Annotated in this window: 20 protein-coding genes; 9 read left to right on the forward strand and 11 right to left on the reverse strand. The window is 66.8% G+C overall.

What is annotated here, in order from left to right; translation table 11 throughout:
* Nucleotides 1-332 precede the first annotated feature (332 nt).
* Nucleotides 333-965 carry an HAD family hydrolase gene (locus tag AQJ46_RS27730; protein ID WP_059208162.1) on the reverse strand — a complete coding sequence of 211 codons (633 nt, stop codon included), beginning with the start codon at nucleotides 963-965 and terminating at the stop codon, nucleotides 333-335.
* A gap of 209 nt (nucleotides 966-1,174) precedes the next feature.
* Here AQJ46_RS27730 and AQJ46_RS27735 point away from each other — a divergent pair, with 209 nt between their 5' ends.
* Nucleotides 1,175-2,041 carry a GNAT family N-acetyltransferase gene (locus AQJ46_RS27735; RefSeq protein ID WP_059208163.1) on the forward strand — a complete coding sequence of 289 codons (867 nt, stop codon included), beginning with the start codon at nucleotides 1,175-1,177 and terminating at the stop codon, nucleotides 2,039-2,041.
* An 85-nt stretch (nucleotides 2,042-2,126) separates the two neighbouring features.
* Here AQJ46_RS27735 and AQJ46_RS27740 read toward each other — a convergent pair whose 3' ends face one another.
* Nucleotides 2,127-3,335 carry an MFS transporter gene (locus tag AQJ46_RS27740; RefSeq protein ID WP_059208164.1) on the reverse strand — a complete coding sequence of 403 codons (1,209 nt, stop codon included), beginning with the start codon at nucleotides 3,333-3,335 and terminating at the stop codon, nucleotides 2,127-2,129.
* Nucleotides 3,336-3,524: 189 nt separating this feature from the next.
* On the opposite strand from AQJ46_RS27740, the gene AQJ46_RS27745 reads away from it, so the two are divergent.
* Nucleotides 3,525-3,977 (forward strand): GNAT family N-acetyltransferase, encoded by a 453-nt coding sequence (locus tag AQJ46_RS27745; RefSeq protein WP_059208165.1) that lies wholly within the window; start codon nucleotides 3,525-3,527, stop codon nucleotides 3,975-3,977.
* 93 nt (nucleotides 3,978-4,070) lie between these two features.
* Here the strand turns inward: AQJ46_RS27745 and AQJ46_RS27750 are convergent, their stop codons facing one another.
* Both AQJ46_RS27750 and dnaB read right to left on the reverse strand, forming a co-directional pair.
* Nucleotides 4,071-5,456 (reverse strand): serine hydrolase domain-containing protein, encoded by a 1,386-nt coding sequence (locus AQJ46_RS27750; RefSeq protein WP_059208166.1) that lies wholly within the window; start codon nucleotides 5,454-5,456, stop codon nucleotides 4,071-4,073.
* 155 nt (nucleotides 5,457-5,611) lie between these two features.
* Nucleotides 5,612-7,090 carry a replicative DNA helicase gene (dnaB, locus tag AQJ46_RS27755; RefSeq protein WP_037707244.1) on the reverse strand — a complete coding sequence of 493 codons (1,479 nt, stop codon included), beginning with the start codon at nucleotides 7,088-7,090 and terminating at the stop codon, nucleotides 5,612-5,614.
* A 459-nt stretch (nucleotides 7,091-7,549) separates the two neighbouring features.
* Here dnaB and AQJ46_RS27760 point away from each other — a divergent pair, with 459 nt between their 5' ends.
* Nucleotides 7,550-8,887: an MATE family efflux transporter gene (locus tag AQJ46_RS27760; protein ID WP_059208167.1), complete on the forward strand. Its 1,338-nt coding sequence runs from the start codon at nucleotides 7,550-7,552 to the stop codon at nucleotides 8,885-8,887.
* A 154-nt stretch (nucleotides 8,888-9,041) separates the two neighbouring features.
* Here the strand turns inward: AQJ46_RS27760 and rplI are convergent, their stop codons facing one another.
* From rplI to rpsF, 4 genes are all read right to left on the reverse strand, one after another.
* Complete coding sequence (rplI, locus tag AQJ46_RS27765; RefSeq protein ID WP_057609128.1) at nucleotides 9,042-9,488, reverse strand: 50S ribosomal protein L9; 447 nt, start codon at nucleotides 9,486-9,488, stop codon at nucleotides 9,042-9,044.
* 18 nt (nucleotides 9,489-9,506) lie between these two features.
* Nucleotides 9,507-9,743, reverse strand: a complete 237-nt coding sequence (gene rpsR / locus AQJ46_RS27770) for a 30S ribosomal protein S18 (protein ID WP_003949403.1) — start codon at nucleotides 9,741-9,743, stop codon at nucleotides 9,507-9,509.
* A gap of 58 nt (nucleotides 9,744-9,801) precedes the next feature.
* Nucleotides 9,802-10,404, reverse strand: a complete 603-nt coding sequence (locus tag AQJ46_RS27775) for a single-stranded DNA-binding protein (RefSeq protein ID WP_057609126.1) — start codon at nucleotides 10,402-10,404, stop codon at nucleotides 9,802-9,804.
* A 79-nt stretch (nucleotides 10,405-10,483) separates the two neighbouring features.
* The gene (gene rpsF / locus AQJ46_RS27780; protein ID WP_007383258.1) at nucleotides 10,484-10,774 is read right to left on the reverse strand and encodes a 30S ribosomal protein S6; all 291 of its coding nucleotides are present in this window, start codon (nucleotides 10,772-10,774) and stop codon (nucleotides 10,484-10,486) included.
* A 263-nt stretch (nucleotides 10,775-11,037) separates the two neighbouring features.
* On the opposite strand from rpsF, the gene AQJ46_RS27785 reads away from it, so the two are divergent.
* The 3 genes from AQJ46_RS27785 to AQJ46_RS27795 all read left to right on the forward strand — a co-directional run bounded on the left by AQJ46_RS27785 (nucleotide 11,038) and on the right by AQJ46_RS27795 (nucleotide 13,758).
* Nucleotides 11,038-11,349: a hypothetical protein gene (locus tag AQJ46_RS27785; RefSeq protein WP_057609124.1), complete on the forward strand. Its 312-nt coding sequence runs from the start codon at nucleotides 11,038-11,040 to the stop codon at nucleotides 11,347-11,349.
* Between the two features lie 184 nt (nucleotides 11,350-11,533).
* Nucleotides 11,534-12,652 carry a peptidoglycan bridge formation glycyltransferase FemX gene (gene femX, locus AQJ46_RS27790; RefSeq protein WP_057609122.1) on the forward strand — a complete coding sequence of 373 codons (1,119 nt, stop codon included), beginning with the start codon at nucleotides 11,534-11,536 and terminating at the stop codon, nucleotides 12,650-12,652.
* Nucleotides 12,653-12,726: 74 nt separating this feature from the next.
* Entirely contained in the window at nucleotides 12,727-13,758 is a 1,032-nt protein-coding gene (locus tag AQJ46_RS27795) for an alanine racemase (RefSeq protein WP_059208168.1), read from the forward strand.
* Nucleotides 13,759-13,902: 144 nt separating this feature from the next.
* Here the strand turns inward: AQJ46_RS27795 and AQJ46_RS27800 are convergent, their stop codons facing one another.
* Nucleotides 13,903-15,402, reverse strand: coding sequence for a glycosyltransferase family 87 protein (locus AQJ46_RS27800; RefSeq protein WP_059208169.1), 1,500 nt, complete (start codon nucleotides 15,400-15,402; stop codon nucleotides 13,903-13,905).
* Between the two features lie 108 nt (nucleotides 15,403-15,510).
* Complete coding sequence (locus AQJ46_RS27805; protein WP_079072442.1) at nucleotides 15,511-18,198, reverse strand: transglycosylase domain-containing protein; 2,688 nt, start codon at nucleotides 18,196-18,198, stop codon at nucleotides 15,511-15,513.
* A gap of 351 nt (nucleotides 18,199-18,549) precedes the next feature.
* Between AQJ46_RS27805 and AQJ46_RS27810 the strand changes: the two genes are divergently transcribed.
* The 3 genes from AQJ46_RS27810 to AQJ46_RS27820 all read left to right on the forward strand — a co-directional run bounded on the left by AQJ46_RS27810 (nucleotide 18,550) and on the right by AQJ46_RS27820 (nucleotide 21,720).
* Nucleotides 18,550-19,230: a PadR family transcriptional regulator gene (locus tag AQJ46_RS27810; protein WP_037707233.1), complete on the forward strand. Its 681-nt coding sequence runs from the start codon at nucleotides 18,550-18,552 to the stop codon at nucleotides 19,228-19,230.
* A gap of 44 nt (nucleotides 19,231-19,274) precedes the next feature.
* Entirely contained in the window at nucleotides 19,275-20,357 is a 1,083-nt protein-coding gene (locus tag AQJ46_RS27815; protein WP_059208170.1) for an inositol-3-phosphate synthase, read from the forward strand.
* An 88-nt stretch (nucleotides 20,358-20,445) separates the two neighbouring features.
* Nucleotides 20,446-21,720: an MFS transporter gene (locus AQJ46_RS27820; RefSeq protein ID WP_059208171.1), complete on the forward strand. Its 1,275-nt coding sequence runs from the start codon at nucleotides 20,446-20,448 to the stop codon at nucleotides 21,718-21,720.
* Nucleotides 21,721-21,802: 82 nt separating this feature from the next.
* Here AQJ46_RS27820 and AQJ46_RS27825 read toward each other — a convergent pair whose 3' ends face one another.
* Nucleotides 21,803-23,245, reverse strand: coding sequence for a CCA tRNA nucleotidyltransferase (locus AQJ46_RS27825; RefSeq protein WP_059208172.1), 1,443 nt, complete (start codon nucleotides 23,243-23,245; stop codon nucleotides 21,803-21,805).
* Between the last annotated feature and the right edge of the window lie 2 nt (nucleotides 23,246-23,247).

Genomic DNA, 23,247 nt, shown 5'->3' on the forward strand with positions numbered 1-23,247 from the left:
CTCGGCGTCACGGCCAACACGGCCTCATTCAACCCATATTCGCCGTCCGTACGGACAAGTAGGCGAGAGTGTGACATTGGCCGCATCACCCTCACCGCAGCGTCCCACCGCGTACGGATGCCCTGGCCGTGTAACCACAAATGCGGGTCTTCGATCTCTCTGTCCCGTTAGGCTGCATTGCCCCGCTCTCGGCCGCGCAGGGGTCGTCGCACCCCAGGACGGACAGGAACCGGAGTCGACCCTACCGGTCACCGCTCCGCACACAAGTCCCCCCTCCTCCTCCACGAATTGCTCGTGGGGTGTTCGCGGGGCGAACCCGTGAATTGACTCAATTACCGGACGTGGCGCACCAATTCATAGGCTTCCCACAGATCCATGCCCTTGTAGGAGTGGGTCGAGATATCGGACAGATGATGGTCCGCATTGACCGCCACGGAGATCGGCACTGCGGCGAACAGATCCTTGTCGGAGGACGAGTCTCCGTAGGCAATGCAGTCCGCCCGTGTCACTCCGAATTGCTCACACAGCCGGTCCGCGATCAGTACCTTGGCGGCGGCAGTGAGCACTCCGGCAGGATCCACGGGCTCAGTGAAGGGGACGGCTGGAAAGCGGGACCCGTAGGCGGCATGAGCTCCCCAACTGGTGAGCCGTTCCACGAAGAAGGACGGTGAGAGCGACACGACCGCGCAGTAGTCACCCTGCCCCCTGATCTCCGCCCAGACCTCACGAATGCGGGTCAGCCACGGGGCACCTTCGAAGGCCGCGACGACGTGTGCCTCGGTCAGGGACGCCCACAGCGCGTACACCTGCTGCGCGTATTCGGGCGGTCCTATCAGTCCGGCCCCGATCGCCTGGTCGAGTGCCACCGTCTCGGCCTCAAGACCGAGCTGCCGGGAAATCTGCACGGGCGCGCTGGTCCCATGCAGCAAAGTGCCGTCGAGGTCGAAGAGATGCAGTCTCGCCATGTTCTTGAGGCTAGTGGTCCATGAACCCGACGAAGCGTCAGGAGCCGGTTCCGGCCGATCGTCGGACGGTCGCCGTTCTCCGATGTTTCACGTGAAACACCCGGCAGCTGATCGCCTGTTGTGCGCATGGCTACGACATGGCCAAAAGCTCGTACGCACCCTGGGAAACAGGTGGACGCCGAGGGCACCCATCGGACAGCCTGACCTGCGTGCCGATTCCTTCCCTCGCCGCTCTTCCCATCCGTCGTCTGACGCTTCGCGATCTCACCGCCTGCGCGGACTTGTCCGAGGACCGGGGGTGGCCACGCGAGGAGCACAAGTGGGGCCTCCTGCTCGCGGCCGGAAAGGGCTACGGCATCGACGACCCCCACGGAGGGCTCGTCACCGCCTGCGTGGTCACGGAGTACGGCCCCTACAGCGAGCCCGACCTGGGAGCCATCGGGATGGTGCTGGTCGCCGAACGGCACGCCCGGCAGGGCATCGGTCGTCGGCTCATGCGTCACGTTCTCTCCGCGATGGGCACCACCCCGCTGACTCTCCACGCGACGCCCTATGGCCGTCCGCTCTACGAGGAACTGGGCTTCAAGCTGACCGGCCGGGCGGAGATGCTCCAGGGGCACTTCACTCCGGGCGGCCCGGCGTCGACGGTGAGCACGCGTGCGGCCACCGCTGAGGACCTCGCCGCGATCCTCCGGCTCGACGAGGAGGTTCTCGGCACGGATCGCACGCACCTCATCACCCGGCTGCCCGCCTTCGCCGACCAGTTGCGCGTGGCCGAGGAGGGCGGCCGGATCATCGGATACGCGGCCGCCTGGCCGAACATGAACACCCATGTCGTGGGCCCGCTGATCGCCCGTGACACCGATACCGCTCAGGCACTCCTCACCTCGCTCGCCGCAGGCACCGAGCGTCCACTGCGCACCGACATCGACGTACGACACGAAGAGCTGCGGAAGTGGGCCGGAGAACGCGGTCTGGCGCCGGTCGGCCTCAACTCGGTCATGACGTACGGAATCCCGGAGCTGCCGGGCGACTGGAGTCGGCGGTTCGCTCCACTGACCGTGGCGGCGCTCTGAGGCACCTCTGTACGGCGCCGTCGGCTCCCCGGAGTCCGGGAAGCCGACGGCTCCGTCGTAGTGCCTGGCTGCCGGCCAGGTCGGCTCAGCGGTGCACTGCGGCCCTCTGCCCGGCGGGCGTCGCCCCTGTGACCACGGCGCTGGGAACGTTGTCCCGACGCTCCAGTGCAGCCGAGAGGAACGCGAGGAGGAGAGCCCCTGCGGCGAGGGCGGCGCCCACCCAGTTGGGGGCGGTGTAGCCGAAGCCGGCAGAGATGACCAGGCCACCGAGCCAGGCCGAGAGGGCGTTGCCGAGGTTGAAGGCACCGATGTTCACGGCTGAGGCCAGCGTGGGGGCGTCGTGCGCCTGGTCGAGAACCCGCTTCTGGAGCGGCGGCACGGCGGCGAAGCCCAGAGCACCGATGAGGGCGATCGTGACGCCGGCCAGGACCTTGTGGTGCGCGGTGAGCGTGAAGAGCGCGAGCACGACGGCCAGGGCGCCCAGGGAGACGTACAGCATGGGCATCAGAGCGCGGTCGGCGTACTTGCCGCCCACGAGGTTGCCGCCGACCATGCCCAGCCCGAAGAGGACAAGCAGCCAGGTCACCGAACTGTCGGCGAAGCCCGTCACGTGGGTCATCATCGGCGCGATGTAGGTGATGGCGGCGAAGACGCCTCCGAAGCCGAGGACAGTCATCGCCATGGCGAGCAGCACCTGGGCATTCTTGAAGGCGGCCAGTTCGTGGCGCAGACGCACGCCCTGCGGCCGGGGCATCTCGGGGACGAGCCTGGCGACGCCGATCAGACCGATGACACCGAGGGCCGCGACGATGGTGAAAGTCAGACGCCAGCCGGCGGTCTGGCCGATCAGCGTGCCGAGCGGGACGCCGACGACATTGGCGACGGTCAGACCGGTGAACATCATCGCGATGGCTCCGGCCTTCTTGTCCGGGGCCACGAGGTCGGCGGCGACGACCGAGCCGATGCCGAAGAAGGCTCCATGGGCGAGGGAGGCGACCACCCGTCCGATCAGCATGACGGTGAAGGCCGGGGCGAGGGCGGAGAGCAGATTGCCGACGATGAACAGCCCCATCAGCAGCATCAGCATCCGCTTGCGGGAGACCTTGGTGCCGAGGGCGGTCATCAGAGGAGCGCCGAGCATGACGCCGAGCGCATAGCCGGTGACCAGGAAGCCCGCGGTGGGGATGGAGACCCCGAAGTCATCCGCGACCTCGGGCAGCAGCCCCATGATCACAAACTCGGTCGTTCCGATTCCGAAGGCCCCGATCGCGAGAGCCAGAAGCGCGAGCGGCATGGGGGTGACACCTTCCCAGACGATTGCAGGAGCGTGTTGCGCACGGAAACAATAATTGCAGGCGCTCTATATCTACAAGCGATGACTATCCTGGCATGCTTGTGGGCCGAACAAGCCCGCCCCACACCCTCGAGTCCCTCCGCGCACCCTGCAGTGCCCGCACATGAGCACCCGACATAGGGTGCAGCCATGGGAGATCTTGAAATTCGGCCCGCCGCGCTGCAGGACCTCTCCGCGATCGTCGGCATGCTTGCCGACGACCCCCTGGGCGCCCAGCGCGAGTCGCCGGACGACCTGGCGCCGTATATGAACGCGCTGGAGCGCCTCTCCTCCGACCCGAACCAGCATCTGGTCGTCGCCACGCGGGAGGGTCGTGTGGTCGGCACGCTTCAGCTCACGGTCGTTCCGGGACTGTCGCGGCGCGGTGCCACCAGATCGATCATCGAAGGGGTACGCATCCACGCCGACGAGCGTGGCAGTGGACTCGGGACCCGGCTCATCGAGTGGGCGATCGAGGAATCCCGGCATCAGAACTGCCAGTTGGTGCAGCTGACGTCTGACACCACACGCGCGGACGCCCACCGCTTCTACGAGCGGCTAGGTTTCACGGCCTCACACGTGGGCTTCAAGCTGGCCCTGTAATCCTCCCCCCATGGCCTACTCGTTCGCCGCATGGCAAGGCGCCCTGTTTCACGTGAAACAGGGCGCCTTGCCATGCGGCTCGGGCAGGGGCGTCTAGCCGATGCCTCGCCACCCCTCCGCATCGACTCCACCCGGCACGGAAGACCCCTCGTCGTACGGCTGCCGAGTGAAGACGAACGAGCCGAGGTCGAGATGGTCCACGGACCCGTCAGGCCGCCGTACGGCCTTCAAGAGCTCCCCATGGAAGTAGCCCTCCAGCCCGGTCCAGGTGCCGTCGCCGTTGGCCCGGAATCGCGAGCGCCGACCTGTGCCCGACAACGGCTCCAGCGAGGCGAGTCCGTCCGCAGTCAGCCGTAGGGCGAATCCGTTCGTTCCCCAGTACCACTGACCCGCCAACTCCAATGAGGGCGAATCGGCTTCGCGCATCGGGCTCCAGGGCTCGGGGATTCTGGGTTCGGCCTCGGCGACGATCCGTACGAGATCGGCCCCTACGACGGACAGCAGCGGGCCGGAGGTGCAGTTGGCCAGCACCACTGCGGCCACGTCGTCCGCCACACCGATCGTGAGATTCGCCAGGAAGCCGGGCAGCGAGCCCGAATGGCCCACGAGCAGTCGCCCGTCGCGGTGCTGGACCTGCAATCCGAGCCCGTAAGAAGCGCCGTCAGCGAGATCCCCCATCCCGGCCGGAGCCGCGGGCATACGCATTTCCCTCACGGTCTCCGCACTCAGTACTCGATCGTCGCCGTTGGTGAGGAAGACCGCGAATCGGGCCAAGTCAGCAGTGGTGGACCAAAGTTGCCCCGCGGGAGCCATCCGTCCGAGGTCCTCCGAGGGTTCGGGCAGCATCACATCGGCCCACGGATGTACTGCCCAGCCGCCCGCATGCGGCGCTTCCGGGTGGACGCTCGTGCGGTCGAGGCTCAGAGGCTCGAGCACTTCACGTCGGAGCACCTCCTCCCACGGAGCCCCGCGCAGCTTCTCGACGAGTGCGCCCAGCAGGGTGTACCCGGGGTTCGAGTAGTGGAAGCGGCGTCCGACGGGGTGCATAAAGGGCTGCTCGCCCAGTACGTCGGCGATTTCCGGGCGCAGTCCCCCGGAGGTGCGTTCCCACCACGGTGCGGGAGATTCGGCCGCCAATCCACTGGTGTGGGCGAGCAGTTCGGCCACGGTGGCCTCCCCCGCTCCCGTGCCGGACACATGCTTCTCCAGGGGGTCACCGAGGTCGAGCAGTCCCTCGTCCCGCAGTCGCATGACGAGAACGGCGGTGAAGGTCTTGGTGATCGACCCGATGCGGTACTGCACGTTCTCGTCCGGGCCGTGCCCGTCCACCGAGGTACGCGAACCGTGCCACACCGTCCGTCCGCCCCGCACGACCGCCGCTACCAGCGACGGTGCCCGCCCTTCGGCCTGGGCCACGGCGATCCGGTGCAGCAACGCCCTGCGCGTACCGGGAAGCAGCTCTCCCTGAGATGTCGTCATGCCCCCAGTCCATCCCGCCGGGGATGCGGACGTCGACTTCTTTAGCCCCGTGGGCCTTGCAGGGAATCGAGGGCCGATGCCCGGATCACGCCCGGGTCAACACCGCGTCGAACGCTCGGCGGACCTGGGCGGCAATGACCGGTGGGTCCCGGACATCAGGTCTGCGCCATGTCCACGAAGCGCGAGTAGTGGCCCTGGAAGGCGACAGTGATCGTCGCCGTCGGGCCGTTTCGGTGCTTGCCCACGATGATGTCGGCCTCGCCGGCGCGCGGTGACTCCTTCTCGTAGGCGTCCTCGCGGTGCAGCAGAATCACCATGTCGGCGTCCTGCTCGATGGAGCCGGACTCACGCAGGTCGGACACCATCGGCTTCTTGTCCGTACGCTGCTCGGGACCACGGTTGAGCTGGGAGAGCGCGATCACCGGGACCTCGAGCTCCTTGGCCAGGAGCTTGAGGTTACGGGACATGTCCGAGACCTCCTGCTGACGGCTCTCGGAGCGCTTGGAACCACCGGCCTGCATCAGCTGCAGATAGTCGATGATCACGAGCTTGATGTCGTTGCGCTGCTTCAGCCGCCGGCACTTCGCCCGGATCTCCATCATCGACAGGTTCGGGGAGTCGTCGATGTAGAGGGGCGCGGAGGACACCTCGGGCATTCGGCGCGCCAGCCGGGTCCAGTCCTCGTCCGTCATGGTGCCCGAACGCATGTGGTGCAGGGCCACACGCGCTTCCGCCGACAGGAGTCGCATCGCGATCTCGTTGCGCCCCATTTCGAGGGAGAAGATGACACTGGCCAGGTTGTGCTTGATGGAGGCCGCGCGGGCGAAGTCCAGCGCGAGGGTGGACTTGCCCATGGCGGGACGGGCGGCGATGACGATCATCTGGCCCGGGTGCAGGCCGTTGGTGAGCGAGTCGAGGTCCGTGAAACCGGTGGGCACACCGGTCATCTCGCCGCTGCGCGAGCCGATCGCCTCGATCTCGTCGAGCGCGCCCTCCATGATGTCGCCGAGCGGCAGATAATCCTCGCTCGTGCGCTGCTCGGTGACCGCGTAGATCTCGGCCTGGGCACGGTTGACGATCTCGTCGACGTCGTCGTCGGCCGCGTATCCCATCTGGGTGATGCGCGTCCCCGCCTCGACCAGGCGCCGCAGGACAGCGCGCTCGTGGACGATTTCCGCGTAGTACTCGGCGTTCGCCGCCGTCGGCACGGTCTGGACGAGGGTGTGCAGATACGATGCGCCGCCGACCTTGTTGATCTCACCGCGCTTGGTGAGCTCGGCGGCGATCGTGATGGGGTCGGCCGGCTCACCCTTGGCATAGACGTCCAGGATCGCCTGGAAGATCGTCTCGTGGGCGGGCTTGTAGAAGTCGTGGCCCTTGATGACCTCGACGACGTCCGCGATGGCGTCCTTGGACAGGAGCATGCCGCCGAGGACGGACTGCTCGGCATCCAGGTCCTGGGGCGGGACCCTCTCGAAGGCCGTGCCTCCGCCGTCCCACTCTCCGGTGTCCCTGCCGCGGTCGTGCTGTTCGTCTCGGCCCCGGCCTCCGTCGCCGCGGCGACGCGAGGAAGGCAGACGATCACTGGGACCGCTGTCGGCCCAGGGGTCGTCCAAGGGCTCGGAAATGCTCACCGAGCCACCTCCTCCCGTCCGCCGAGCGGACCTCGCCGTGCTTCTCAGTTCTACGGCACGGCACTGACAAATGAGACGCCCAACTCCGGTTCTGGCGCGTCGGTTTTGTGCTGATTTCCAGGCCGACGAACGGAGCGGGCGCCGGACCACGGTAGGCCCGTCGGCACCGTCAGCCAATCTGGTTATCCACAGGCCATGTGGACGACGGCCCGGATGCTGTGGAGAACTCCGCAAAACCTGTGCACGACTCGGTGGACAGGCCTGTGAACAAGCTGGGCCTCAACCTCAAAGAGGCCACTTGACCTGCACCTTCGCCGTCCACCGGCTGTGCAGAAGAAAAACTTTCCCGGTCGGCTCAAGATCAGTTCGAACTGTACACAGCAGTGCACACCCCCCGAACACAGGTAAGGGTCTAATCTTCATTGCATCCATTACCTGTGGACGATTAGATTGGTGCACATGACACAGGCGTCCGCGACCCCCAAAGCCACTCGGCGACAGCACGACCGCGAGATCGTCGCACTCGCCGTTCCGGCCTTCGGCGCGCTCGTCGCCGAGCCTCTCTTCGTCATGGCCGACAGCGCGATCGTCGGCCATCTCGGCACCGCCCAACTTGCCGGTCTCGGCATCGCCTCAGCCCTTCTCACGACGGCCGTCAGCATCTTCGTCTTCCTCGCCTACGCCACCACGGCCGCCGTCGCCCGCCGCGTGGGAGCCGGAGACCTCCAGGCCGCCATCCGCCAGGGCATGGACGGCATCTGGCTGGCACTGCTGCTCGGTGCCGCCGTCATCGCCGTCGTCCTGCCCGCCGCTCCGTCGATCGTGGAGCTCTTCGGTGCCTCCGACACAGCAGCCCCCTACGCGACCACGTACCTGCGGATCTCCGCCCTCGGCATCCCGGCCATGCTGGTCGTGCTCGCTTCGACCGGAGTACTCCGCGGCCTGCAGAACACCAAGACCCCGCTCTACGTGGCCATCGCCGGCTTCGCAGCCAACGCCGTCCTCAACGTAGGCCTCGTCTATGGCGCCGGCCTCGGCATAGCCGGCTCCGCCTGGGGCACGGTCATCGCGCAGTGCGGCATGGCCGCCGCCTATCTCGTGGTCGTCGTTCGCGGTGCGCGCAGGCACGGTGCCTCCCTGCGCCCCGATGCCTTGGGGATCAGAGCCTCCGCCCAAGCCGGCGTGCCTCTGCTGGTCCGCACGCTCTCCCTAAGGGCGATCCTCATGATCGCCACGGCTGTCGCAGCTCGCCTGGGTGATGCCGACATCGCCGCCCACCAGATCATCCTGTCCCTGTGGAGCCTGCTCGCCTTCGCACTCGACGCCATCGCCATCGCCGGGCAGGCCATCATCGGACGCTATCTGGGCGCTGATGACACCGACGGTGCCCGTCAGGCATGCCGTCGGATGGTGGAGTGGGGGATCGCGGTCGGAGTCGCTCTCGGCGTACTGGTCGTGCTCTCCCGACCGCTGTTCCTTCCCTTGTTCACCGGTGACTCCACGGTCAAGGACGCCGCGCTGCCCGCTCTAGTGATCGTGGCTCTCTCCCAGCCGATCTCCGGTGTCGTCTTCGTTCTGGACGGCGTACTCATGGGTGCCGGAGACGGCCCCTACCTGGCCAAGGCAATGATCCTGACTCTGGTGGTCTTCGCCCCTGTCGCCCTGCTCGTCCCCGCGCTGGGCGGTGGACTGACCGCTCTCTGGGCCGCCATGACCCTGATGATGACGGTACGGATGCTGACGCTGTGGCTGCGGTCCCGCTCGGGGCGCTGGTTGGTGACAGGTGCTACACGTTGACCGTTTCACGTGAAACATGCCCAGGCGGCCGCACTGACCGTTTCACGTGAAACATGGCGCGCCCCGGTTGGGAGCAGATAGAAGGGGCCGCACCCCAGCGGGTGCGGCCCCTTCTCAGCTGATCAGCCGAAGCTGCTCCAGCCAGACGCAGCGATCAGGCCGCGACGACCTCGATGCTGACCTTGGCGGCAACCTCGGGGTGCAGACGCACGGACGTCTCGTGAGCGCCCAGGGTCTTGATCGGCGAGCCCAGCTCGATGCGGCGCTTGTCGACCTCGGGGCCACCGGAAGCCTTGATCGCGGAAGCGACGTCGGCGGGGGTGACGGAACCGAAGAGACGACCGGCGTCGCCGGAGCGGACGGCCAGACGGACCTTGACACCCTCGAGCTGGGCCTTCACGGCGTTGGCCTGCTCGATGGTCTGGATCTCGTGGATCTTGCGAGCACGACGGATCTGCTCGACGTCCTTCTCGCCACCCTTGGTCCAACGGATCGCGAAGTTCCGCGGGATCAGGTAGTTGCGAGCGTAACCGTCCTTGACGTCGACGACGTCGCCCGCGGCACCGAGGCCGGAGACCTCGTGGGTGAGGATGATCTTCATTAGTCGGTCACCCTTCCCTTATCGCGCGGTGGACGTGTAGGGCAGCAGCGCCATCTCACGGCTGTTCTTGACGGCCGTGGCGACGTCACGCTGGTGCTGCGTGCAGTTGCCGGTCACGCGGCGGGCACGGATCTTGCCGCGGTCGGAAATGAACTTCCGCAGCATGTTCGTGTCCTTGTAGTCCACGTACGTGACCTTGTCCTTGCAAAAAGCGCAGACCTTCTTCTTAGGCTTGCGCACAGGCGGCTTCGCCATGGTGTTTCTCCTGTGTGATCAAGAAGTGTGGGTACGACCCACCCTCCGGCCCGAGGGCCTAGAAGGGGGGTTCGTCCGAGTAGCCGCCGCCCTGCTGGCCGCCGCCGGAGTTTCCACCCCAGCCGCCGCCACCCTGGCCGCCCTGGCTGCCACCGGCAGGAGTGCCGGTGGCCCACGGGTCGTCCGCGGGAGCAGCGCCGCCCTGCTGGCCGCCGCCGGAGTTTCCACCCCAGCCGCCGCCACCCTGGCCGCCACCACCGCCGCTGTAACCACCCTGGCCACCGCGCCCTGCACCGCCTGCGGTCTTGGTGACCTTGGCCGTGGCACTGCGCAGGCTGGCGCCGACTTCCTCGACGTCCAGCTCGTAGACCGTGCGCTTGACGCCCTCACGGTCCTCGTAGGACCGCTGCTTCAGCCGGCCCTGCACGATGACGCGCATGCCTCGCTGGAGCGACTCGGCGACGTTCTCCGCCGCCTGACGCCAGACCGAGCAGGTCAGGAACAGGCTTTCGCCGTCCTTCCACTCATTCGTCTGACGGTCGAAGGTGCGGGGGGTGGACGCGACACGGAACTTCGCGACCGCCGCACCGGAAGGGGTGAAGCGCAGCTCGGGGTCATCGACAAGATTGCCGACGACCGTGATGACGGTCTCGCCTGCCATGGGGAACCTCTCGGCGGGTTTGCTGCTCTGGCTGCTTGGTTGCTGCTACTCGAATCCCGAGATCAGCTGAGCGGGAAGCTCAGTGGGTCTCGGGGCGGAGGACCTTGGTCCGGAGGACCGACTCGTTCAGGTTCAGCTGGCGGTCGAGCTCCTTGACGACCGCAGGCTCGGCCTGCAGGTCGATGACCGAGTAGATGCCCTCGGGCTTCTTCTTGATCTCGTACGAGAGCCGACGACGGCCCCAGGTGTCGACCTTCTCCACCTTGCCGTTGCCCTCACGGACGACGGAGAGGAAGTTCTCGATCAGGGGGGCGACAGCGCGCTCCTCCAGATCGGGGTCGAGGATGACCATCACCTCGTAGTGACGCATGTGGAACCCACCTCCTTTGGACTCAACGGCCACGGTCGTTCCGTGGCAGGAGGGTTGTGATGCGTACGCAACGGTATCGGCCGCCACTGACAATCGGGGCTTCCTTGCGGTAGTCCCGGTCGTGACATGGGCAGACACCGTGCAGACGGTACAGACTACCCGCACACCGGCTTCCGGTTGAAATCCGGCCCGGGAGGCGGTCACTCTGTACACATCGGGTGTGTATGGCGCTACCGTGCGCCGTCTTCCGCAGGAGGTGCCCTATGGCACAGGCAATGCGACCCAACACCGCCGGCGGCCTTTTCGCCACGGACGGAAAGCCCCACCCCCTCCAGGACACGCTGCTCGCGGTGACCCTGGTGCTGGGCATCACGGCGTTCGTCACGGCGATGTTCCACAACCTGCACCTGCTCAGCTCCTGGACGGGCCTGGTGGGCATCCTCACCGGCGCATACGGCCAGTGGATCTCGGAGACGACCCGCGAGCGCTTCGGACTGATTCTCGGTCTCGGCGCGTCCGCGATCGGCTTCTTCCTCGGCATGGCGCACGGCGGCCTCTTCGGTGGACTCTTCTAGCTGACGCCACAGGCACAGTCCCCCTGACACCACCCAAAGCACCGCGTTACGCCTCGGCGGCCCATGAGCCGGGGCGCAGGTTCCGTATGCCCAGTCGGGGCGCTCTCCAGGCGCAGTAGGCTTCGGCGCGAGAGCCGGAGCCCCTGTACCCATGGGGACACACCAGCCCGAGGAGCGCCCCACAATGAGCCTGACCCTGAGGACGATCAGTCGCGAGCAGCATCTGGCATACATCCAGAGCCTGCCGTCGGCGAGCCACATGCAGGTTCCGGCCTGGGCAGACGTCAAGGCGGAGTGGCGCTCCGAGAGCCTCGGCTGGTTCGACAAGACCGGCGAACTCGTCGGCGCGGGTCTCGTCCTCTATCGGCAGCTGCCCAAGATCAAGCGCTACCTCGCCTATCTGCCCGAGGGCCCGGTCATCAACTGGTTCGCGCCGAATCTGACCGAGTGGCTGGAACCGATGCTCGCGCACCTCAAGCACCAGGGCGCCTTCTCCGTGAAGATGGGTCCGCCGGTGATCATCCGGCGCTGGGAGGCCACCTCCATCAAGGCGGGCATCCAGAACCCGGACGTGAAGCGCCTTCGCGACATCGAGGCCGACTTCATCGAACCGCGCGCCTTCGAGGTCGCCGACAAGCTGCGTCGCATGGGCTGGCAGCAGGGCGAGGACGGGGGAGCCGGCTTCGGTGACGTGCAGCCCCGCTACGTGTACCAGGTGCCACTCGCCAACCGCTCCCTCGAAGAGGTGCACAAGAACTTCAACCAGCTGTGGCGCCGCAACATCAAGAAGGCCGAGAAGGCCGGCGTCGAGGTCGTCCAGGGCGGTTACCAGGACCTCGAGGAATGGCAGCGTCTGTACGAGATCACCGCGGTGCGCGACCACTTCCGGCCCCGTCCGCTGTCGTACTTCCAGCGTATGTGGACGGCCCTCAACACCGAGGACCCCAACCGGATGCGGCTGTACTTCGCCCGTCACGAGGGCGTGAACCTCTCGGCCGCGACCATGCTGATCGTCGGCGGGCACGTCTGGTACTCCTACGGCGCCTCCGACAACATCGGCCGCGAGGTCCGGCCCTCGAACGCGATGCAGTGGCGGATGCTGCGTGACGCCTACGCACTCGGCGCGACCGTCTACGACCTGCGGGGCATCTCCGACTCGCTGGACGAGACCGATCACCTCTTCGGTCTGATCCAGTTCAAGGTGGGCACGGGCGGCCAGGCCGCCGAGTACCTCGGCGAGTGGGACTTCCCGCTCAACAAGCTGCTCCACAAGGCGCTCGACATCTACATGTCGCGCCGCTGACGTCGCGATCTTCGCTTCAATAGCTCCCATACCTCTGATACACCGCAGCCACTAGAAAGGTTCCGGGTCCGGCCATGGCGCTCACGCTCTACGTCGACACCGCGCGCTGGCGGGCGCACCACAAGCACGTGCAGGAGCAGTTCCCGGGGCTCGTCCCGGTCTGCAAGGGCAACGGCTATGGCTTCGGGCACGAGCGGCTTGCGGAGGAGGCCACCCGGCTGGGCTCGGACGTCCTCGCCGTCGGCACGACCTACGAGGCCGCGCGGATCAAGGACTGGTTCGGCGGTGACCTGCTGGTGCTGACGCCGTACCGGCGAGGCGAGGAGCCCGTACCCCTGCCCGACCGGGTGATCCGCTCGGTGTCGTCGATCGACGGGGTCTACGGCCTCGTGGGCGCCCGCGTGGTCATCGAGGTGATGTCCTCGATGAAACGGCACGGCATCAGCGAGCAGGATCTGCCGCAGCTGCACGCCGCCATAGAGAATGTCCGCCTCGAGGGCTTCGCGATCCACCTGCCGCTGGACCGCACCGACGGCTCGGACGCCGTCGAGGAGGTCATCGGCTGGATGGACCGGCTGCGCGCGGCCCGGCTGCCGCTGCACACCATGTTCGTCAGCCATCTCAAGGCCGAAGACCTCGCCCGGCTGCAGCAGCAGTTCCCGCAGACCCGCTTCCGCGCCCGCATCGGGACACGGTTGTGGCTCGGGGACCACGACTCCACCGAGTACCGCGGCGCCGTCCTGGACGTCACCCGCGTCTCCAAGGGGGACCGCTTCGGCTACCGGCAGCAGAAGGCGGCCTCCGACGGCTTCCTGGTCGTCGTGGCCGGCGGTACGTCGCACGGCGTGGGCCTGGAGGCTCCGAAGGCCCTGCACGGCGTCATGCCGCGCGCCAAGGGGGTCGCCCGCGCCGGCCTGGCCACCGTCAACCGGAACCTTTCTCCGTTCGTCTGGGGCGGCAAGCAGCGTTGGTTCGCCGAACCGCCGCACATGCAGGTGTCCATCCTGTTCGTGCCCTCGGACGCCCCGGAACCGAAGGTCGGCGAGGAGCTGGTGGCCCATCTGCGGCACACCACCACGCAGTTCGACCGGATCGTCGAACGCTGAGCGACGCGAGACGACCGTTGAGCGCCGTGAGAACGGGTCGCTGAGCGGTCCCCGGACAGGACGAAGGGCGGTACTCGGAAGCTTCCGAGTACCGCCCTTCGCGTACATGCCCCAATCGGCGTACGCCACGCAGGCTCTGTTCGCTCAGAGCGAACGGTCGGCGGCCCCCTGGTCGCCCCACTCCACCTGCGGTCCGTCGAAGTGGGCCGCGTGTCGTGGTGGATGGGCGGCGGGGCCGAACACGAAGACGTCCTCCGCTCCGTCGAGTACACCGCCCGAGGGATCGTCGTCGCCGGCCCGCCGTACTACGTCCCGTTCCGGCATGAGGATGTCGCGCAGGACCATCGCGCACAGATAGGCCGTACCCAGGAGGTGCAGTCCGATGGCCCAGTGATAGCCGTCGGTCGGCAGGCCCTTGTGGGCGTTGCCGCTGGTGGTGTACGCGAGATACAGCCAGATCCCCAGGAAGTACGCCACCTCGCACGCCTGCCAGATGAGGAAGTCCCGCCATTTGGGCCGCGCCAGCACGGCCAGTGGCACCAACCACAGGACGTACTGCGGCGAGTAGACCTTGTTGGTGAGGATGAACGCGGCGACGATCAGGAACGCGAGCTGGGCGAAACGCGGTCGGCGCGGAGCGGTCAGGGTGAGCGCCGCAATACCGGCGCAGGACAGCAGCATCAGCAGCGTGGCAAGCGTGTTGACGGTGTCGGTACTCAACGGGTCGGTCGAGTTCTGGGCCAGGATCAGCCAGAAGGATCCGAAGTCCACGCCCCGCTCCTGGCTGAACGTGTAGAACTTCGACCAGCCGTCGAAGGCGAAGAACATCACCGGCAGGTTCACCACGAGCCAGGAGACCGCCGCGCCGCCCAGGGCCTTGCCGAAGTCCCGCCACTTGCCCGCCCGCCAGCACAGCACGAACAGCGGCCCGAGCAGGAAGATCGGGTAGAGCTTGGCGGCCGTGGCGAGCCCCAGGAGGACGCCGAAGGCGAGCGAGCGTCCCCGCGCCCACATCAGCATCGCGGAGGCCGTCAGAGCGACCGCCAGCAGGTCCCAGTTGATGGTGGCCGTCAACGCGAAGGCGGGCGCCAGAGCGACCAGCAGACCGTCCCAGGGCCGACGGGCGTGCGTACGACTCACGCAGACGACGATGATGGCCGCACACACCATCAGCATCCCGGCGTTGACCATCCAGTACCACTTCTCCTGGTGCTGGATGCTGCCGCTGCCGGGCGTCAGCCAGGCGGCGACCTCCATGAACACACCAGTCAGCACCGGGTATTCGAGGTACTGCATGTCGCCGGGGAGCTTGTCGAAGTACGGGACGAGTCCGTCGGCGAAGCCGCGTCCCTGATAGAGGTGCGGGATGTCCGAGTAGCACGCGTGGGTGTACTGGGAGCTGGCGCCGAAGAACCAGCCACCGTTGTAGCAGGGCGCCTTCTGGACCAGGCCCAGCGCGAACACGCCGATGGCTACGAGCGCGATGACCCGGACAGGAGTCCACCAGGACGTCCCCAGCAGGGCACGTCGCCCGAGAGGGCCGCCGATGAACTCGCTGCCGCTCCTGGAGACCTCGTCGTCCTTGGTCGGATGCACTGGGTCCGACTCGTGCACGCTCGTTGGCGTCGATTCAGCACTGGGCATGCGGCCCATCCTGCCGTACGAGGCTAGGAGTACGCCGAGGGCCGCCGCACCTCGTGGGTGCGACGGCCCATGTTTCACGTGAAACAGCCTCGACGGCGCATGTGGCGACTAACCGCTTGAGCCGCCGCTGAAGAGGCCTCCATTGCCATTGCCGTTGCTGTTGCCGCCGTTGGTGTCCGTCGATGTGGCCGTCGGTGTCGAGGTCACACCTCCGTCGGTGCCACCGTTGTCCGTACCGCCCGCGTCGCTGCACTGCCAGTCGAACCGGCAGCTCTCGGACGCAGTGGGCGTCGGTGTGACGAGCGTCTGGCTGGGCGTCGGAGTCGGAGTCGGGGTGGCCGATTCCGACTCACTGGGCGTCGGAGTGGGCGTCGGGCTGGGCTCGGCGTTGAGGATCTCGCCAATGGGCTCCGGCGTCGGGAAGTCGATCGACTTCTCGCCCTTCAGTGCCTGCTCCATGTAGTCGTGCCAGATCTCGGACGGGAACGACGCACCGTGGATCTTCTCCTGGCCACCCGTTCCGTACATCTCCAGGAAGGTGCGGTTCTTCTTGGTCTCGTCGTCGTCCAGCCGGAACATGATGATCGACGTGGAGAGCTGCGGGGTGTACCCCACGAACAAGGCAGACTTGTTCTTGTCGGTGGTACCGGTCTTCCCCGCCACCTCACGGCCGGTCAGCTGGGCGTTGGTACCCGTACCGTCCTCGACCACGGTCTTGAGGACGTCGGTGACGTTGTCGGCGACCTTCTTCTCGAAGGCCTGCTTGGGCTTCGCCTCGTGTGTGAAGACGTCGCCGTCCTTGCTGGTGACCTTCTCGACGGAGTACGGCTCGTTCTGCTTGCCGCTGGCCGCGAAGGTGGCGTACGCGCCCGCCATCCGGATCGCGCTGGGGTCGGAGATACCGATGGAGAAGGACGGGAAGTTGGTGCCGGCCAGGCTGTTCTCCTTGAGGCCCGCGTCCCTGGCCGACTCCTTCACCTTGTCCAGGCCGACGTCCATGCCGAGCTGCACGAAGGCGGAGTTCACCGACTCCCGCATCGCCTCACGAAGGTCGATCTGGTACTTGGGCGGAGAGCCGTAGGACTGCTTGCCGTCGTTCTCCTGGAGCCACTCCTTGCCCTCCTCGTTCTTCCAGATCGAACCGTCGTAGTTCTCGATCTTGAGGTCGTTCTTGCCGCTGAACAGGCTCTTCGCGTTGACGACCGTACGCTCGTCCTGCGCTTGGCTCTCGCCGAGATCCGGATTGCGCACGCCCCACTTCATCGCCGCGGCGAGCACGAACGTCTTGAAGGTCGAACCGACCTGGGCACCGGTCGAGTCGCAGTTGTTGGTGAAGTGGGTGGTCGCGTCCTCGCCTCCGTAGCAGGCCCGGATCGCCCCGGTGGACGGCTCCACGGACGCCCCGCCGAATTGGACATAGGTGTCCTTCGTCGGGCGCTTCTTCGGATCGATGTTCTCCTTGCGGACCTTCTTGACCGCTGCCTCGAGCTCGCTGACCTTCCTCTTGTCGAAGGTCGTGTAGATCGAGAAGCCGCCCTGCTGGAGCTTGTCGGCACTGATGATCTTGTTGTTGATCAGGTAGGCCTTGGCGAGGTCGACCAGATAGCCGGTCTGTCCCTTGAGCTGGGTGTTGGACCGAGGGTTCTGCCACTTGGGAAGCGCGGTGTACTTGGCCCGCTCCGTCGCGCTGAGGTGGCCGTACTCGACCATCTTGTCGAGGGTGTCCTGCATCTGCCGCAGAGCACGCTTGGCGTTGGCGTCCGGCGTGGCGTTCGCCGGGTCGATGGATCGCGCGCCCGCCGGGTCGTAGTAGGTGGCGCCCTTCAGCATGGCGGCCAGGAAGGCGCACTCGCCCGGGTCAAGGTCCTTGGCGTCCTTGTTGAAGTACGCGCGTGCGGCCGCCTGGATCCCGTAGGCGTTGCGACCGTAGTACGCGGAGTTCAGGTAGCCCGCCATGATCTCGTCCTTCTGGACCGTGGCACCCACCTTGATGGAGATGAAGATCTCCTTGAACTTACGGGTGACGGTCTGGGACTGATCGTCCAGACGCGCGTTCTTGACGTACTGCTGGGTGATGGTGGAGCCACCCTGCGTGTTGCCGCCCCTGGCCATGTTGAACACGGCGCGGGCGATGCCCTTGGGGTCGATGCCGCTGTCGGTGTAGAAGGTCTTGTTCTCCTGCGAGACGACGGCGTACTGCATCGCCTTCGGGATCTGCGCGAGGTTGACGATCTGACGGTTCGTCTCACCGCCGGTGGAGACCATCTCGGTCTTGTCGGACCAGTAGTAGACGTTGTTCTGCGACGTCGCGGTCTCGGCGACGTTGGGAACGCTCACGAGCGCGTAACCGACGCCGGCGATCGCCACCAGGCCTCCGATGAAGCCGATGAACAGCCCCGTCACCAGCTTCCAGGACGGCACCCAGCGCGCCACGCCGTACTTACCCGCGCGCGGGTAGTCGATGAACCGCTTCCTGCCGGGATCGGACGCGCGGCCCCGGCCGGCCGGCGCCCCGCGCCGGCCTCCGCGGGCCGGCTCTGCCACTCTGCGGCGACCACCGCCAGTGCTTCTCTGGGCCGCACGTCGGGCCTCGGCACGGCCGCCGTGCGGACGCTCCTCGCCTCCCGGACCGTAGGAATCCGACTCTTGGGAACTCGTCCCATAGGAGTCGGCAAGAGACCCGGTGGCGCCTCGCGGAGCCGCGCGGCGGCCGGAGGACGAGCCGGACTGGCCGCGTCGGGCCGCGGCACGTCCGCCTCCCTGCGGCTGCGGCGGTTTGCGACGGTGCTCGCTCATCGAACGACTACTCCTCGGGCAGGCGCACCTTTGCGCGCCTGGAAACGGCGGCTGGTTTCCGGTCCCCCCGAAGTACGGATGTGGTCGGTCCCGCATTCATCCGTACCGCACCGGGACAGCGACGCCCCCCAGGCGTCACTCGGTTCCCGGTGGTGTGCATGCCGCACAGACTACGCACCGTCAAAACCAGCCGAGCCCCGAAGTTCACCCCAAATCAGGCAACTTGGTTCGCATGAATCATTGATGTGATCCCGTTCACCGTCCCCCCACTTGTCGCTTCCGGAAGAGCGTTCTATCGTCTTGATGTATCGAGTCGATACATCGGTGCGAGATAGAGACGAGGAGGCGACGATGAGCCGGCGTTCCGGGATCCTCGAATTCGCCGTCCTCGGCCTGCTCCGTGAGTCCCCGATGCACGGCTATGAGCTGCGCAAACGCCTCAATACCTCACTAGGCGTGTTCCGTGCATTCAGCTACGGCACGCTCTACCCCTGCCTCAAGACGCTGGTCGCCAACGGCTGGTTGATCGAGGAACCGGGGCACACCACCGAGGACGCCCTCGCCGCACCACTCGCAGGGCGTCGTGCCAAGATCGTCTACCGGTTGACGGCGGAAGGTAAGGAGCACTTCGAGGAGCTGCTCTCACAGACGGGTCCCGACGCGTACGAGGACGAGCACTTCGCTGCTCGTTTCGCCTTCTTCGGGCAGACCTCGCGCGACGTCCGTATGCGAGTCCTCGAAGGCCGCCGAAGCCGGCTCGAGGAGCGCCTGGAGAAGATGAGTGCCTCGCTGGCACGCACCCGGGAGCGCCTCGACGACTACACGCTTGAGCTCCAGCGCCACGGGATGGAGTCCGTGGAGCGCGAAGTGCGCTGGTTGAACGAGCTCATCGAAAGCGAGCGGGCGGGCCGGGACCTGAAGGGTCCCGGCCATGGAGAGCCCGCTCGCGACACCACAGAGGGAGCGCCGGGCGTCCTGCCCCGGCCCGGGGACACCCCCGGGCCGGATACGCCCGGCGACACCGCCACGTGAGGTCCCTGCCAGGGCCTCACTCGTACACACAGGGAGCAACCGGAATGGGTTCGGTTCGCGTAGCCGTAGTCGGCGTGGGCAACTGCGCCGCGTCGCTGGTTCAGGGAGTCGAGTACTACAAGGACGCCGATCCGGCGGCCAAGGTCCCCGGGCTGATGCACGTCCAGTTCGGCGACTACCACGTGCGTGACGTCGAGTTCGTCGCGGCGTTCGACGTCGACGCAAAGAAGGTCGGCCTCGACCTCGCGGACGCCATCGGCGCCTCCGAGAACAACACCATCAAGATCTGCGACGTGCCGAACACCGGCGTGACCGTCCAGCGCGGCCACACCCTCGACGGCCTCGGCAAGTACTACCGCGAGACGATCGAGGAGTCCGCCGAGGCCCCGGTCGACGTCGTCCAGGTCCTCAAGGACAAGCAGATCGACGTTCTGGTCTGCTACCTGCCCGTCGGCTCCGAGGACGCGGCGAAGTTCTACGCCCAGTGCGCGATCGACGCCAAGGTCGCCTTCGTCAACGCCCTCCCGGTCTTCATCGCCGGCACCAAGGAGTGGGCGGACAAGTTCACCGAGGCGGGCGTCCCGATCGTCGGCGACGACATCAAGTCGCAGGTCGGCGCCACTATCACGCACCGCGTCATGGCGAAGCTGTTCGAGGACCGCGGCGTCGTCCTGGACCGCACGATGCAGCTGAACGTCGGCGGCAACATGGACTTCAAGAACATGCTCGAGCGCGAGCGCCTGGAGTCCAAGAAGATCTCCAAGACGCAGGCCGTCACCTCCCAGATCCCCGACCGGGACATGGGCGCGAAGAACGTCCACATCGGCCCGTCCGACTACGTCGCGTGGCTCGACGACCGCAAGTGGGCCTACGTCCGCCTCGAGGGCCGTGCCTTCGGTGACGTCCCGCTGAACCTGGAGTACAAGCTCGAGGTCTGGGACTCCCCGAACTCCGCCGGTGTCATCATCGACGCCGTGCGCGCCGCGAAGATCGCCAAGGACCGGGGCATCGGCGGCCCGATCCTGTCGGCCTCCAGCTACTTCATGAAGTCCCCGCCGGTCCAGTACTTCGACGACGAGGCCCGCGAGAACGTCGAGAAGTTCATCAAGGGTGAAGTCGAGCACTAAGGCTCACTCAAAACGCTCCTGCCAGGGCTACAGAGGGTCTCCGGGTTGTATTGCCCGGGGACCCTCGCCGTATGTGAGGCTGTGCCCCATGTCCGTCGTGCGTGATCTGCGGGTCCTGCTGCGTTTCCGGGACTTCCGGCGCCTGCTCTCCGTGCGCCTGCTCTCCCAGGGTGCGGACGGCGTCTACCAGATCGCGCTCGCCGCATACGTCGTCTTCTCCCCGGAGAAGCAGACCTCGGCCACGGCGATCGCCTCTGCGATGGCGGTCCTGTTGCTCCCTTACTCCTTGGTGGGCCCCTTCGCCGGCGTCCTCCTGGACCGCTGGCGCCGTCGCGAGGTCTTCCTCTACGGCAATCTCTTGCGCGCCCTGCTGGCTTCGGTGACGGCCGTCCTGATGCTCAGCCACGTCCCGGACTGGCTCTTCTACGTCTCCGCCCTGTGCGTCACCGCCGTCAATCGCTTCGTTCTGTCCGGCCTGTCCGCCGCACTGCCCCGTGTCGTGGACGAGGAGCGTCTGGTGATCGCCAACTCCCTCTCCCCGACGGCCGGAACTCTCGCCGCGACCGCGGGCGGCGGCCTCGCCTTCGTCGTACGACTGCTGGTCGCCGACTCCGACGCAGTCGTGGTGCTGCTGGGAGCCGGCCTGTACCTGTGTGGTGCGTTCGCCGCACTGCGCATGCCCCCGGAACTGCTGGGCCCCGACCGTGAGTTGATCAAGCCGCGTCTCGGTACGGCTCTCGCCGGAACGGCCCGCGACCTGGTCGCCGGTATACGGCACCTGGCCGCACCCTCACGTCGGTCGGCCGCCTGGGCGCTCGGTGCGATGTCACTCATGCGGTTCTGCTACGGCGCGCTGCTCGTCATGGTCCTGATGCTCTGCCGGTACGCCCTGACGTCCGATCCGGACGACGGACTCGCCCTGCTGGGGCTGGCACTGGGAATCTCCGGTGCCGGCTTCTTCGTCGCCGCGGTCATCACCCCTTGGACCGCAGGAAAACTCGGACCGGAGCGCTGGATCGCCGTGTGTGCCGCAGCCGCCGCTGCGCTGGAACCCGCTCTCGGACTCCCCTTCACCACCGCCCCGATACTCATCGCGGCGTTCGTCCTGGGCCTGATCACCCAGGGCGCGAAAATCGCCACGGACACGATCGTGCAGTCCTCCGTCGATGACGGATTCCGGGGCCGGATCTTCTCCGTCTACGACGTCCTGTTCAACATCGCCTTCGTGGGCGCCGCAGCCGTAGCCGCCCTGATCCTGCCGCCGGATGGCCGCTCGGCGACCCTGGTGGTCACTGTCGCCGCCCTCTACGCAGCGGTCGCCGTGGCGATGACGAAAGAACGACGGATGGCGACGGAACGATGAAGGGGCGATGTTTCACGTGAAACACCGCCCCTCAATGCTCCAGGGGTCATGTTTCACGTGAAACATGACCCCGTTTCCGGCCTCAGTCCTGCGCGTCCCACCACTCCTTGAGCGCGGTCACCGCTTCGTCGTGTCCCATCGGCCCGTTCTCCAGTCGAAGCTCCAGCATGTGCTTGTAAGCACGGCCCACCGCAGGGCCTGGCCTCACGCCGAGGATCTCCATGATCTGGTTACCGTCGAGGTCGGGCCTGATCGAGTCCAGCTCCTCCTGCTCCTGAAGCTGGGAGATCCGCTCCTCCAGACCGTCGTACGCACGCGACAACGCGGCCGCTTTGCGCTTGTTCCGGGTGGTGCAGTCCGAGCGGGTCAGCTTGTGGAGCCGGTCGAGCAGCGGACCCGCGTCCCTCACATAGCGGCGAACCGCGGAGTCCGTCCACTCCCCGGTGCCGTACCCGTGGAAACGCAGATGGAGTTCAACGAGCCTCGAGACGTCCTTCACCAGTTCGTTGGAGTACTTGAGCGCTGTCATCCGCTTCTTGGTCATCTTCGCCCCGACCACTTCATGGTGGTGGAACGAGACCCGGCCGTCCTTCTCGAAGCGGCGGGTGCGCGGCTTGCCGATGTCGTGGAGCAGTGCGGACAGGCGGAGGGCCAGGTCGGGCCCTTCCTTCTCCAGCTCGATGGCCTGCTCCAGGACGATCAGCGTGTGCTCGTAGACGTCCTTGTGCCGGTGATGCTCGTCGCTCTCCAGGCGCAGGGCCGGAAGCTCGGGCAGCACGTACTCGGCAAGCCCCGTGTCGACCAACAGCGTCAGGCCCTTGCGGGGATGGGCGGACAGGACGAGCTTATTCAACTCATCCCGCACCCGCTCGGCGGAGACGATCTCCAGACGCCCCGACATCTCCGTCATCGCGGTGACCACCTCGGGCGCCACTTCGAAGTCGAGCTGAGCCGCGAAGCGCGCGGCACGCATCATCCGCAGCGGGTCGTCCGAGAAGGACGCCTCCGGCGTGCCGGGCGTCCGCAGCACACGCGCCCCGAGGTCGTCGAGGCCGCCGTGGGGGTCGATGAACTTCTTCTCCGGGAGAGCGACGGCCATCGCGTTCACGGTGAAGTCGCGCCGGACGAGGTCCTCCTCGATGGAGTCGCCGTACGACACCTCGGGCTTGCGTGAGGTCCGGTCGTACGCCTCGGACCGGTAGGTGGTCACCTCGATCTGGTAGCCATCCTTTTGCGCTCCCACAGTGCCGAAGGCGATCCCGACCTCCCACACGGCGTCCGCCCAAGGCCGAACAATCTTCAGAACGTCCTGGGGGCGGGCGTCGGTCGTGAAGTCCAGGTCGTTGCCGAGCCGCCCGAGCAGTGCGTCCCGGACCGACCCACCGACCAGGGCGACTGAGAACCCGGCCTCCTGGAAACGGCGAGCGAGGTCGTCGGCGACAGGTGCGACCTCAAGCGGTTCGTACACCGCGCGGTCCTGCACCTGGCTCGGGGCACTGAGGTTGTCATTGTTGGCGTTCGGCACAA

Origin of the sequence: Streptomyces canus (assembly GCF_001514145.1) — a bacterium.
In the GTDB taxonomy this organism is placed as follows: domain Bacteria; phylum Actinomycetota; class Actinomycetes; order Streptomycetales; family Streptomycetaceae; genus Streptomyces; species Streptomyces canus.